Annotated in this window: 10 protein-coding genes and 1 pseudogene; 4 read left to right on the forward strand and 7 right to left on the reverse strand. The window is 73.5% G+C overall.

Annotated features, from left to right (window positions below):
• Nucleotides 1-40 precede the first annotated feature (40 nt).
• On the forward strand, nt 41-667 hold the full coding sequence (locus tag OHA65_RS06915) for a TetR family transcriptional regulator (protein ID WP_327282222.1): 627 nt from the start codon (nt 41-43) through the stop codon (nt 665-667).
• 9 nt (nt 668-676) lie between these two features.
• Here OHA65_RS06915 and OHA65_RS06920 read toward each other — a convergent pair whose 3' ends face one another.
• Nucleotides 677-1390, reverse strand: a complete 714-nt coding sequence (locus OHA65_RS06920; protein ID WP_327282223.1) for an NAD(P)H-dependent oxidoreductase — start codon at nt 1388-1390, stop codon at nt 677-679.
• 81 nt (nt 1391-1471) lie between these two features.
• Nucleotides 1472-2431: a LysR family transcriptional regulator gene (locus tag OHA65_RS06925; RefSeq protein ID WP_328761998.1), complete on the reverse strand. Its 960-nt coding sequence runs from the start codon at nt 2429-2431 to the stop codon at nt 1472-1474.
• 159 nt (nt 2432-2590) lie between these two features.
• Here OHA65_RS06925 and OHA65_RS06930 point away from each other — a divergent pair, with 159 nt between their 5' ends.
• Complete coding sequence (locus OHA65_RS06930; protein WP_327286020.1) at nt 2591-6079, forward strand: M28 family peptidase; 3489 nt, start codon at nt 2591-2593, stop codon at nt 6077-6079.
• Between the two features lie 97 nt (nt 6080-6176).
• On the opposite strand, the gene OHA65_RS06935 is transcribed toward OHA65_RS06930, so the two are convergent.
• From OHA65_RS06935 to OHA65_RS06955, 5 genes and pseudogenes are all read right to left on the reverse strand, one after another.
• Entirely contained in the window at nt 6177-6455 is a 279-nt protein-coding gene (locus OHA65_RS06935) for a hypothetical protein (protein ID WP_327282225.1), read from the reverse strand.
• Between the two features lie 90 nt (nt 6456-6545).
• Nucleotides 6546-7589, reverse strand: coding sequence for an enolase C-terminal domain-like protein (locus tag OHA65_RS06940; protein WP_327282226.1), 1044 nt, complete (start codon nt 7587-7589; stop codon nt 6546-6548).
• Nucleotides 7580-8723 (reverse strand): annotated as a pseudogene (locus tag OHA65_RS06945) (PLP-dependent cysteine synthase family protein). The gene OHA65_RS06940 and the pseudogene OHA65_RS06945 overlap by 10 nt, the downstream one beginning before the upstream one ends.
• A gap of 14 nt (nt 8724-8737) precedes the next feature.
• Complete coding sequence (locus tag OHA65_RS06950) at nt 8738-9589, reverse strand: Rossmann-like domain-containing protein (RefSeq protein WP_405761564.1); 852 nt, start codon at nt 9587-9589, stop codon at nt 8738-8740.
• Complete coding sequence (locus OHA65_RS06955; protein ID WP_329312936.1) at nt 9586-10884, reverse strand: ATP-grasp domain-containing protein; 1299 nt, start codon at nt 10882-10884, stop codon at nt 9586-9588. The genes OHA65_RS06950 and OHA65_RS06955 overlap by 4 nt, the downstream gene beginning before the upstream one ends.
• Nucleotides 10885-11076: 192 nt before the next feature.
• Between OHA65_RS06955 and OHA65_RS06960 the strand changes: the two genes are divergently transcribed.
• Together OHA65_RS06960 and OHA65_RS06965 are read left to right on the forward strand one after the other, a co-directional pair.
• Nucleotides 11077-12354, forward strand: coding sequence for a VWA domain-containing protein (locus OHA65_RS06960; protein ID WP_327282228.1), 1278 nt, complete (start codon nt 11077-11079; stop codon nt 12352-12354).
• A complete protein-coding gene (locus OHA65_RS06965; protein ID WP_327282229.1) occupies nt 12354-13187 on the forward strand; it encodes a hypothetical protein in 834 nt (277 codons plus the stop codon). Before OHA65_RS06960 ends, OHA65_RS06965 begins: the two co-directional genes overlap by 1 nt.
• Nucleotides 13188-13205: the final 18 nt, after the last annotated feature.

Below are 13205 nucleotides of genomic sequence, written 5' to 3' on the forward strand. Positions count from 1 at the left end.
CCGTCCCGGGCGGTACGTGAACGAAGGGAACCGAACCCGCATGGCACGCATGCCGTTGGCGCAGCGGCGCCGGCAGCTGACCGAGGCCGCGATCCGCGCGATGGCCCGCGACGGCGTCCCCCGGACGACGACCCGGTCGATCGCCGCCGAGGCGGGCGTGTCGCTGAGCGTCTTCCACTACTGCTTCGACTCCAAGCAGGCCCTGCTCGAATCCGTCATCGAGACGATCACCGAGCACTACCTGGCGGTGGTGAAGGAGGCGATCCGGCCGCGCGCCACCCTCCGCGAGACCGTCCGGGCCGGCTTCGAGGCCTACTGGGACCACGTCTGCGCCCACCCCGCCGAGCACATGCTCACGTACGAGCTCACCCAGTACGCCCTGCGCGAGCCGGGGTGCGAGCACCTGGCGCGGCGGCAGCACGAGCTGTACTGCGCGACGTACGTGGAGCTCCTCGAACAGGTCCGGGCCGGCATGGGGTTCGAACTCCGCGTCCCCGTGACCGTACTGGCCCGCTACCTGGCGGCGATGACGGACGGGCTGACCCTGAACTTCCTCGTGCTCGGCGACGCCGACGCGGCGGCGCAGATCCTCGACATGGTCGCCGAGCACGTGGCGGGCCTGGTCCACGACGAGCGGCTGCTGCCCTCTACCGGCGTCCCCCGCTGAGGGCCGGCGTCAGCCCTCGGCCCGTTGGGTGACCGGGGCGCTGCTCTCGTCGCCGAGGAACTCGTACCAGCGGCGCTGGAGGCACAGGTAGCGCGTGTCCGCCTCGGCCAGCGCCAGGAAGGAGTCCACCGTGGCGGCGAGCCGCTCGCCCAGGCCCTCGTCCGCGAGTCGGCCGTCCTCGCGGAAGGCGGAATGCGCCGCGGCGAGGCTGAACATGTCCGGGTACACCCGCGCCCCGAGGTGTTCGAGCGGGACGCGCAGGGCCCACAGGCCGCGGTTGCCGCCGACCATCGACGGCGAGGCCGACACGAGCAGCGTCTGCTTGTCCTTGAAAGGCTGCGGCCGGAAGCGGGAGACCCAGTCGACGGCGTTCTTGATCACGCCGGGCACCGAGGCGTTGTACTCGGGCGAGGCGATGACCAGGGCCTGGGCCGCGATCAGCCGCTCGCGCAGCGCCGCCGCCCCGGCCGGCGGCCCCTGGCCCGCCTCGGCGTCCCCGTCGTAGGTCGGCATCTCGAAGTCGCGGATCCGCGCGAGGTCCACCGTGGCCCCGGAACGCTCGACCTGCGCCGCGACGAGTTCAGCCAGCTGGGCGTTGACGGAGCCTTCGCGGGAGGATCCCGCGAGGACGAGGACCCGCAGGGCGCCCGCCCCTCCGGTCACGGTCACGTCGGTCGCGCCCTTCGCGTCGGTCACGTCAGTCCCGTCTCTCGCCTCGGTCACTCCGGGGACCGTACGGCACCACGGGCGCGGGGTCCCGGCGGCGGCCGGGCCGCGCGTAGCGCATCACCCCAATGAGTGTTCTCACCCGAGGACCGGGTGGGCCTCCGGGTGGGCGTTCCACCACGCGCGGTGGAAGGCGTTGTTGTCCACGTTGGCCAGGTAGGCACCCGCCGCCGCGCGGTAGAGGGTGTCCGCTTGTGCGGCGGATACCGCCGAGCGGTTCCAGGCGAGGCGGATGCGGCCCATGATCGGGGTGCCGAGCAGCGGACGCATCACCGTGCCCTCCACCGCGGGGGCCGTGGGCTGGGTGAGGGAAATGGCGCGGCCCGCCGCCACCAGGTCGTGGCGCATCTTGCGGTCGGTGATGCGGTAGCGCAGGGAGGGGGCGAAGCCGGCCTTCGCGCAGGCCTCGACCAGTGCTTCGGGGCCGCCGTCGTCGTCCTCCACCAGGGTCATCCACTGCTCGCCGGCCAGTTCGGCGAGGTCCAGGACCTCGCGGCCCGCCAGGGGGTGGCGTGTGGACATCCGGATGCAGAAGGGTTCCTTGGGCACGAGGGTCCGGGCCAGGGCGCCCTGGGGCAGCGCGACCTCGTGGTCGTTGACCTCGCCGTACACGACGACGTCGTACCGGCCCGCGCCGAGCATCCGTACGAGTGCGGTCACCGAGTGCTCCACGTCCACGGTGATCTCCCGACCGGCCGGGGTCAGGTCCGTCCGCGTGAGCAGTCCGTCGATCAGGACGAGCAGGATGCAGCCGAGCCGCAGCGGGGCGTCGGTCGCCATGGCACGGGTCTCGGCGCCGAGGGTCTCCATCTCGGTGAGCACGCGGCGCGCCTTGGCCAGGACGAACTGGCCCAGCGCGGTCGGCTCCACCCCGTGCCGGCCGCGGACGAAGAGGTCGCCGCCCGTGACCCTCTCGATCCTGCGCAACTGCGCGGAGAGCGCGGGCTGGGAAACCCCCAGCCGCCGGGCCGCGCCGCCCAGACTGCCGGACTCCGCTATCTGGCACACGGCTTGCAGATGTCTCAACTCCAGCTGCATTCCGGCAGCTTACGCAGCGTGACCCCACGGCACCATAACGCGGGTCTTATGCGCGCAGAGATGTCCCAATCTCGCCATGTCCACGCCCATACTCGGCGCGAACAGCCAGCCGCACCCCCCACACACGAACGGAGTGGACTCTTGCAGCCCACCAGATGGATGGCTTCCGTGGCGGCCATGGCGCTGACCGCGAGCCTCGCCGGCGCACTGGCCACCGCCGCGTCCGCCGCACCACAGGCCAAGTCCGCACCCTCCCCCAAGCCCGCCGAGCGGGCGGTCGCCGCCGCCGACGCGGCGGTCCGCAGCGGTCTCGACACCCTGGTCAACTCACCCCAGCAGCAGTACGACCGGCGCCTGGTCACCCCCTGGGTGCAGGACCTGTACTCGGTCTCCTACGAGCGCAGCTACCGCGGCCTGCCCGTCGTCGGCGGCGACGCGGTCGTCCTCGCCGACGGCCAAGGGCGCGTCCGCGCCGTCCAGTCGGCCTCCGCCACCGCCGTCGACGTGGCCACCACCCCCTCCGTCAGCGCGAAGGCGGCGGAGGCCGTCTCTCGGGCGGAGCTGGCCAAGGTCGACAAGGTGCTCGACAGCCGGCTCGTCGTCAAGATCAAGGACGACAAACCGGTCCTCGCCTGGGAGACCGTCCTCTCCGGCAGCACCAAGACCGCGCCCAGCAAACTGCACGTCTTCGTGGACGCCCGCACCGGCAAGGTCGTCGACCGCCACGACGAGGTCGTCGCGGGCAGCGGCAGCAGCAAGTGGAACGGGCCCAACCCGCTCAGCATCGACACCACCGCCTCGGGCGGCTCGTACTCGCTGCGCGACCCGAACCGGCCCGGTCTGAGCTGCGCGGACTACAGCACCGGCACCGTGTTCACGAAGTCCTCGGACTCCTGGGGCACTGGCAACGCGACGTCCAAGGAAACCGGCTGCACAGACCTGATGTTCGCCGCCCAGAAGCAGTGGGACATGCTGAGCCAGTGGCTGGGCCGCAACGGCGTCAGCGGCAACGGCCGCAGCTTCCCCGGCAACGTGGGCCTGGGCGACCTCAACGCCTACTGGGACGGCAGTTCGGTCACCATCGGGCACAACAGCGCCAACGAGTGGATCGCCGGGATCGACGTGGTGGGCCACGAGTACGGGCACGCCATCGACTCCAACACCCCCGGCGGCACCAGCGGCCAGGAGGCCGGCCTCGGCGAGGGCACCGGCGACATCTTCGGCGCGCTGACCGAGGCGTACGCGAACGAGCCGGCCCCGTACGACACCCCGGACTACACCGTCGGCGAGATGATCAACCTCACGGGCAGCGGTCCGATCCGGAACATGTACAACCCGCCGGCCGTCGACAACGACCCGGCCTGCTACAGCTCCGCGATACCCGGCACCGAGGTGCACGCGGCGGCGGGTCCCCTGAACCACTGGTTCTACCTGCTGGCCGAGGGCAGCAGCCCGGGCGGCGGCAAGCCGAACAGCCCCACCTGCAACCAGTCCACGGTCACCGGCGTGGGCGTGCAGAACGCCGGCAAGATCTTCTACGGCGGCATGCTGCTCAAGACCAGCAGCATGTCGTACAAGAAGTACCGGACGGCGACCCTCAGCTCCGCCAAGTCGCTCGACCCGACCACCTGCAACCTGTTCACCAGGACCAAGGCGGCGTGGGACGCGATCAGCGTGCCCGCCCAGTCCGGTGACCCGACCTGCACCCCGAGCGGCCAGAACGACGACTTCTCGATGGCGCTGAACCCGTCGTCGGGCAGCGTGCAGCAGGGCGCCTCCGTCACCACTACCGTGACGACCAGCACCACCACCGGCCAGGCGCAGCAGGTGACCCTCACGGCCACCGGGCTGCCGTCCGGGGTGAGCGCCTCCTTCAACCCGGCCACCGTGCAGTCCGGCCAGTCCTCGACGCTGACCCTCTCCGCCACGGCCAACGCGGCGCCCGGATCCTCCACGATCACGGTCAAGGGCCAGGGCCCGAGCCTCGCGCACACCGTCGACTACGCGCTCAACGTCGGCAGCACCCAGCCCGGCAACGATCCGCCGAACATCAACGTGGCCAACGTCCAGGCTCACCTGGCCCAGTTGAACACCATCGCCTCGCAGAACGGCGGCAACCGTCGGGCCGGCAGCGCCGGCTACACCCAGTCCGTGGCGTACATCAAGGGCAAGCTGCAGGCGGCAGGCTTCACCGTCACCGAGCAGAACTGCACCTCCTGCACCTACCCGTCCAACAACCTCATCGCGGACTGGCCCGGCGGCCCGGCCGACCAGACCGTCATGTTCGGCGCCCACCTCGACAGCGTCTCGGCGGGCCCGGGCATCAACGACAACGGCTCGGGCTCCGCGACCCTGCTGGAGAACGCGCTCGTCCTCGCCCAGAAGAACCCCACCCTGACCAAGCACGTGCGGTTCGCCTGGTGGACGGACGAGGAGCAGGGCCTGAACGGCTCGGCGTTCTACGTGGGCCGGCTCAGCAGTGCCGAGAAGGCCGCCATCAAGGGCTACTACAACTTCGACATGGTCGGCTCGCCGAACGGCGGCTACTTCATCAACAACGTCAACTCCACCACCGCGGCGCCGCTGAAGGCGTACTGGGCCTCGCTGAACCTCGCCCCCGAGGAGAACACGGAGGGCCAGGGCCGCAGTGACGACTACTCCTTCCAGCAGGGCGGCATCCCCACCTCCGGCTACGCGGCCGGTGCCAGCGCCCGCAAGACCTCGGCTCAGGCCACCAAGTGGGGCGGCACCGCGAACGCGGCGTACGACTCCTGCTACCACAGCTCCTGCGACACGACGAACAACATCAACGCGACGGTCCTGGACCGCAGCGCCGACGGCGTCGCCTACACGATCTGGAAGCAGGCCGTCGGCGGCGACACCCCTGCGCAGGACTTCTCGATCAGCACCTCCCCGGCCGCCGGCTCCGCCGACCCGGGCGGCAGCGTCACCTCCACGGTGAACACCACCACCGTGAGCGGCAGCCCCCAGACGCTCGCCCTGTCCGTCTCCGGCGCCCCGTCCGGGGTGACCGCGACCCTCAACCCGGCCTCCGTCCAGTCCGGCGGATCCTCGACGCTCGGCGTGCAGGTCGGCGCGGGCACCACGGCCGGCACCTACACCCTGACCGTCACCGCCGCCGGCACGGTCACCCACGGCACCACCTACACCCTGACCGTCGGGGGCGGGGGCAACTGCACCCCGCGCCAGGTCATCGCCAACGGCGGCTTCGAGAGCGGCAGCAGCCCGTGGACCGCCACGGCCGGGGTCGTCACCAACCAGTCCGGCCAGGTCTCGCACAGCGGCTCGTACATGGCGTGGCTGGACGGGTACGGCGCCTCCCACACGGACAGCGCCGCGCAGTCCCTGACCCTGCCCGCCGGCTGCGCCAAGGCCACGCTCGCCTTCTACCTCCACATCGACACCGATGAGAACGAGAACGTGGTCTACGACCGGTTCACCGTCTCGGTGGGCGGCCAGACCCTGGAGACCCTGTCCAACCTGGACGCGGCCCCGGGCTACGTGCTCAAGAGCTACGACGTGTCCCGGTTCGCGGGCCAGAGCGTCACCCTGAAGTTCCAGGGCGTCGAGGACCAGTCCCTCCAGACCTCCTTCGTCGTCGACGACGTCACCCTCCAGGTGGGCTGACGCCCGCCCGAACCACCCCCGGGCGGCACGCACCCCGGCTTCGCGGCCGGGGGGCGTGCCGCCCGGCCGCGTCCGCGGCGGACCCCGCCGGCGGTCGTCAGTAGCGGCGCGGCGACATGACCTGGGGAACGGCGTCCTCGGCCTCCAGGACGCAGCGGGGGACGCCGGGGCCGGGCGTCGCGCGGACGGACACCGGTGTCGGCGGATCGGTCGGCAGTTCCACCTGTACGGTGACGGGCCGGTCGTGGTGCGTCGTGCCGTGGCCGGTCTCCTTGCCGTCGACCAGGATGTCCACTTCGACGTGGCGGCCGGTCTCGACGGTGGCGCTGACGGAGTGCCCCGCATGATCGATGTGGAAGTGATGGCGTCGTCTCATGAGGTCGCCTCCGACGGGCACTGCTCAACGGCCCCCCGTCCAGGGTAGTCGCGGGTACGGCGGCCCGCAGCGCCCCGGGAACGCGGCCGGTCAGGTGGCGGCCGGACGGCCACGGGACGGCCGGACGCCCAGCCCGGGGCGCGGGGACGCCCGTACGGTCCCGTCGGCCCCGCCGATCCCGGTCCACGGGTCGGCGGCCAGCAGCAGGTGCCCGTCGAGGTCCACCCAACGGGCCCGGTCGACGAGGTGCACGGCGGGGGCGATGCCCAGGGAGCTCGCCGCGAGGCAGCCGAGCATCACCTCGGTGCCGCTGCCCTCCAAGGCCGCGCAGATCCTGAGGGCGGCGCGTACCCCGCCGCATTCGGCGAGCTTGACGTTCACCCCGTGCACCCTGCCGGCCAGCCGCATCGCGTCCTCGTACGAGACGGCGTCCTCGTCGGCGATGACCGGCAGCGGGGAGTCCCGCGCGACGCGGGCGAGGACTTCGGGGCGGCCCGGCGCGACCGGCTGTTCGACGGCCTCGACGCCGAGCGCCGCGAAGGCCGGCAGGAGGCCGCGGGCCCGTTCCTCGCTCCAGGCCCCGTTCGGGTCGAGCAGCAGGCGGGCGCCGGGGGCCGCGGCGCGCACGGCCCCGACCCGGGCGAGATCCCGCGCCGGGTCGGCGGAGCCGGCCTTGACCTTGAGCACGCCGAACCCGGCCCGGGCGAGGCGGCCCGCGGTCGCAGCGGCCCGTACGGGCGCGACGATGCCGATGGTCCGGGCGGTCTCCGCCGCCGGCGGGAGCACGGTGCCCAGCACCCGGTGGGCGGGCCGGCCTGCCCTCTTGCCCACCAGGTCCAGCACGGCGGCCTCGATCGCCGCGGACACCCCGGCCGGGAGCCCGCCGGGCAGCGGGCCGGCCCAGGCGGTCTCCGGATCGGGGTAGCGCTCCAGCGCTCCGCGCAGCCGCGCCAGGTGCGCCGTGATCCGCCGGGCGGGCAGGCCCCGGTACGCGCTGCTCACCGCCTCGCCGTGGCCGCGCAGCCCGTCGTGCTCGACGGTGACCCGGACGGCTTCGCGGCGGGACATCACGGAGCGGGAGATGCGCAGTGGTTCGGCCAGTTCCAGGGCGGCCGTGTGCCAGGTCATCCGCATGTCCCGCCGCCTTCCGCGGGCCCGGGCACGCGGGAACGGACGGGCTGCGCGACGGGGTCGACGACGGTCCGGCAGCGCGCCCAGCCGGCGGCCCGGGCCGCCGCCCGCGGGTGCGCGATCTCCTCCGGCCGTGCGGCCGGCACGGCCACGTCCAGGCCGTGGGCGCGGCAGAAGCCGTCGTCGTAGACGGTGCCGAGGTAGCGGTGCGGGCCGTCGGGGAAGACGGTCGCGACGACGGCGTCCGGCTCCACCCGGGCGGCCCAGGCGGAGACCAGGGCGACGGCGCCGGTGCTCCAGCCCCCGCTGACGAAGCCGCTCCTGGCGAGCCGCCGGCAGGCGTCCACCGCCTCGGCCGCGCCGACCCAGTGCACCTCGTCGAACGCCTCGTGGGCCACGTTCCGCGGGTGGATGCTGCTGCCGAGCCCGCGCATGAGGCGGGGCCGGACGCGCTGCCCGAAGATCGCCGAGCCGACCGCGTCCACGCCGATCACGCGCAGCCCGGGCCAGCGGCGGCGCAGCGGCCCGGCCAGGCCCGCGCTGTGTCCGCCCGTCCCGACGCTACAGACCAGTACGTCGAGGCGGTCCAGGCGGTCGGCCAGCTCGGCGGCCATCGGCAGGTAGCCTGCCGCGTTGTCGGGGTTGTTGTACTGGTCGGGCCAGTACGCCTCCGGCATCTGCCGCAGCAGTTCGCGCAGTCGGGCGAGGCGGGCCGCCTGCCAGCCGCCCTCCCGGGCGGGCCGGTCGACGATTTCGAGGCGGGCGCCGTGGGTACGGAGCAACTGGCGCATGCACGGTTCGAGTTCGCGGTCGGCGACGAGGACGACGGGGTGACCGAGGGCCTGCCCGGCGAAGGCGAGGCCGACGCCGAGGGTGCCGGAGGTGGATTCGACCACGGGGGCTCCGGGAAGCAGTTCGCCGCGAGCCCGGGCGCCGCGCAGCATGGACACGGCCCCGCGGGCCTTCATGCCGCCTGCGCCCAGGCCTTCGAGTTTGGCCCAGAAGCCGGGGTGGGGGTGCGGCAGTTCGGTGCGGATGCGGGCGAGGGGGGGTGCGGCCGACGAGCGCCAGCAGCTCGGGGTGGGCGACGGGCGAGGCGACGGGGGTGACGGCCGGGGCGACGGCCGGCCGGGGCAGGATCGGGGCCAGGGTCACCGGGAGCCTCCGTAGCGGTGGATGACGCCCGGACCGCCGTCGAGCCAGAAGAAGGGGTACGGCTCGGCGGACACGGCGCTCACCCCGGCGCCGAGGAACCGCGGCAGGACGGCGCTACCGGTCTGGGCGAACATCACGAGCGGCGTGCCGGTCCGGGCGGCGTGGTCGAGCAGTGGCTGGAAGGAGCCGTTGCCGAGGGTCATTCCCGAGGCGAGGATCGCGTCGCAGTGCGCCAGCTCGGCCGGGGCGTCCGTCCGGACCGGCTCGCCCCACTCGGTGGCGCCGCCCTTGAGGTCGCAGGGGACGTACCCGATCCCGCGGGCGCGCAGCTGCTCCAGCAGGGAGTTGACGACGCCGACGACCAGGACCCTGCGCGGCCCGGACGCGGGCAGCAGATCGACCACGGCGCGGGCCCGGGAGCGGGACCGGTGCAGCGAGTCTCCCCGCGGGACGACGTGGGGCCGGGCGCCGTGTTCGGGGGTGTGCGGGCGTACGTGCATCAGGTAGGCGTCGAGTGCGGCGATCCGTACGGGCAGGAGGGGGTGGTCGAGTAGTTCGGCGACGCTCGCCCCGGCGCAGTCGTCGAGGGCGGCAGCCGGCAGGCTCCGGGGTTCGACCGCGCAGGATCCGACGGCCGCGGCGAGCCGCAGGCTGAGCACCTCGTTGCGGTAGCCGCCGGCCCGGCCGTGGTGCCGTACGGCCTGTGAGGTGGTGAAGGCGACGGAGACGCGCTCGTGCGCCGGGTCGGGCCCGTACGCACCGGACCGGACCTGTCGGACGAGGGCGCCGACGCTCGGCACGGCGGGGGCGTGGGGGGCGGGGCCGGAGTGGGGCAGGGTCGTGGTCACGCGGGCACCGCCGCGGGCTCCTCGTAGCAGGGGCGCAGCCGCGCGACCAGCCGCTCGGCCGCCTCCCGTGCGCCGCCGCCCTCCGGGTCGGCGGTCATGACGTGGCCGAGGTATTCGTTGTTGCTGGTGGCGGCGTGGACCGCGCGGCCGGGCGCGGCGAGGCTGAGCTCCAGGACCCGCGGATCGCGTCGGACACCGTCGGCTCCCCCGATGCCGGTGAGCGTGACGGCCGCGCCCCGCCGGGCCTGCGCGGCGTCGTCGGGCAGCAGGAAGGCGATGGCGGCGCTGTGCACCCCGGTCGGGCGGACGGCTAGGTCGGGTGCCCGGTCGAGGGCGACGTCCACGCAGGCGGCGACGAGGTCGACTCCGGTGACGCGGCGGACCAGTTCGGTGATGCGGTTGCCGGCCGGGCGCGGGTTCACCTCCACGAGCCGGGGTCCGGCGGGGGTCAGTTTGACCTCGGTGTGACAGACCACCCGGTCCAGCCCGAGCGCCTCGACCGCGGCAACGGCCGTGCCGACTGCGGCCCGGGTCCGCGCCGGGTCGAGGGCGGCCGGGAACATGTGGCCGGTCTCGACGAAGGCGGGCGCGCCGCCGATGCTCTTGTCCGTGACGCCCACGACCTGCGGGGCTCCGCCGAAGGAGACGGTCTCCACGCTGACTTCGGGTCCGGTGAGGAACTCTTCGAGGAGGATGGCGGGAGCGCGCTCCTGGCCGCGCGCGTTGACCGGGAACCCGGCAAGGGCCCGGCAGGCCGACTCCAGCTCGCGCTCGTCCTCGACCCTGCGGACCAGCATTCCCGCGCACAGGTCCACGGGCTTGACGACGAGCGGGTAGCCGAGGTCCCGGGCGGCCGCTGCAGCCCCGGCCGGATCGGTGCACACGGCGAAACGTGGCCCGGGCACCCCGGCCGCGGCCAGCACCCGGCGGGTCCGGTCCTTGCGGCAGGCGGACTCGACCGCCTCCGGTGCGGGCCCGGGCAGGCCGAGCCGCTGCGCGACGCGGGCGGCCGCGGGCAGGTAGTAGTCGCAGGAGGAGACGACGCCGTCGAAGGCCAGCACACCGTGCAGTTGCTCCGCGCGGGACAGCAGCGCGGCCGTGTCGTTGGTGTCGGCCGTGACGGTGTCGCGCGCCGCGAGCAGCGGGTGCGGTGTTCCGTCGGCCGGGGCGGAGCGCAGGTAGTGGTGCAGGTCGCGGGTGACGAACGTGAACTCGTGTCCCCCTTCGCGGATCGCGGCCGGCAGCAGGCCGCTCATCGACCCCACCCAGCTCTCGATCACCAGTAGATGTCCCACGGGACTTCCTTTCCGACCGCCGTCGCGTGTGCGGGCATGCGTGTGGCTCGAACGGGCCGCGGAGATCGCGGAACGCCGCACACCGGGACGTTATCGGAAAGCGTTTTCATTTCCAATAGCTCTCGGTGGTCCCGAAGCTCCCTTCCCGGGGAGCGTTTTGGTTTGGCGGTCGATCCTCAATACGATCCGGCGATGATCACAAGAAAATGGGTGGCGGCCGGGGCCTGTGGCCTGTTGGCCACCGTGGCGGTCGGGCTCTTCCCGGCGAATGCCGTCGCCGGCGAACCGGTGGCGAAGGAGTCCCCCAAGGTCGAGCTGGTCCTCGACGTCAGCGGCTCGATGCGGGCGACCGACATCGACGGCAAGTCCCGTATGGCCGCGGCGAAGCAGGCGTTCAACGAGGTGCTGGACGCCACACCGAACGAGGTGCAGCTCGGGATACGGACCCTCGGGGCCACCTATCCCGGTGACGACAGGCAGCTCGGCTGCAAGGACACCAAGCAGCTCTACCCGGTCGGCAAGCTCGACCGGACCGAGGCGAAGACGGCGGTGGCCACCCTGGCCCCGACCGGCTGGACGCCGATCGGGCCGGCCCTGCTGGGCGCGGCCGAGGACCTCAAGGGCGGTGACGCCACCCGGCGGATCGTGCTCATCACCGACGGCGAGGACACCTGCGCCCCGCTCGACCCCTGCGAAGTGGCGCGGGACATCGCGGCCCAGGGCATCCACCTCGTCATCGACACGCTCGGGCTCGTCCCCGACGCCAAGACGCGCAACCAGCTGATCTGCATCGCCGAGGCCACCGGCGGCACTTACACTTCGGTGCAGCACACCGCCGAGCTCTCCGGCCGCGTCAAGCAGCTGGTGGACCGGGCGGCGACCCCGGTCCTCACCCCGGTGGCGACCGAGGGCGCCAAGCAGTGCGCGGGCGCCCCGCAGCTCGGCGCGGGCCTGTACACGGACCGTGAGGCGTTCGGCGAGCACCGCTGGTACCGGGTGGACGTCAAGCCCGGCCAGGAGCTGCGCGCTTCGGTGAGCATCGCCGCCGACCGGGCCGTCAACAACGACTACGGCGTCCTGCTGCGGGCGACGACCGTGCACGGACGGGAGATCGTCCGCGGCTCGGAGGCGGGCGACGGACGCACCGACATGCTCTCGACCGGTCTGCGCTACCCGAAGGCCGAGGTCGACGACGACGCGGACGGGGACGGCAAGCCGGTGGCGGAGACCGTCTGCCTGCAGGTCAGCAACTCCTTCTCGGCACCCGCTTCGGTCAAGACCACTCCGGGCCTTCCGGTAGAGCTGACCATCGACGTGGTCGACGGGCCCGACCACGCGTCCGACGCGGCGGCGTTCGGCCTCGGACGCGGCTGGTGGCTGCTCGGCGTGCTGGTGCTCGCCGGTCTCGTCGCCGGTCTGCTGTGGGGCTGGATCTCCCGCTGGCGCATCTCGGTATGGAGGACGAACTGATGCGTACCGTACGCATACTGACCGCCGCTGCCCTCGCCGTCGGCGGGGCGCTCGGCCTCGCCGGCACGGCCATGGCGGACACCCCGTCGGCGAGTGCGAGTGCAAGTGCCAGCCCGGCCGGCAAGGCCTCCGGGCCGACCGAGGCGGGCACCGCCTTCCGTACCGCAACGCCGATCCAGCCGGGCCAGCGGGCCACGGCCGACGCGTCGACCGGCGACTACCTCTACTGGGTGGTCCCACTGGACTCGGGGCAGCGGGCCACCGTCAAGGCCACGGTGAAGCTGCCTCCGGCGGCGAACCGGCACGGCGCCTCTACCTGGCAGCTCGACGTGTACGACGGGCTGCGCCGCCGCCAGGCGTGCACCTACGGCACGCAGCAGGCCGCGGCGGCCAGGGAGGCCCCGTCGGTCGAGCTGTCCTGCACCCTGCGCACCGTCCGCCCGGGCGCCGAGCCCTGGGCCAACGACCCGCTGCCCGGCAGCTACTACCTCCGCCTGACGGTCGTCGGCGTGGCCGAGGAGGACCTCGGTCTTCCGGTCCGGGCCGAGGTCGAGGCGGCCACCCGGGACACGGGCGGCGCCTTCGCGGTGGACGGCGCCGTGGCGGCACCGCTCGTACCGGGCATCGGCGGGAAGGCGCAGGCCGGCGCCGGGAGTACGGCCAAGAAGCCGGCGGCCGTCGGCGAGCCGGCCGACGGCTGGTCCGGCGGCCGGTGGTCCGACCGCTGGGTGTGGACCGCGGCGGGCGGGCTGCTCGGCGCCCTCGCCGGCATCTTCGGCTACTCCCTCACCCGCGGCCGGGGCCGCCCCTCCCGGGTCCCGCCCCACGCCTGACGCCCCCGGCGGCCACGG

Source organism: Streptomyces sp. NBC_00045 (genome assembly GCF_045041095.1).
Lineage (GTDB): Bacteria > Actinomycetota > Actinomycetes > Streptomycetales > Streptomycetaceae > Streptomyces.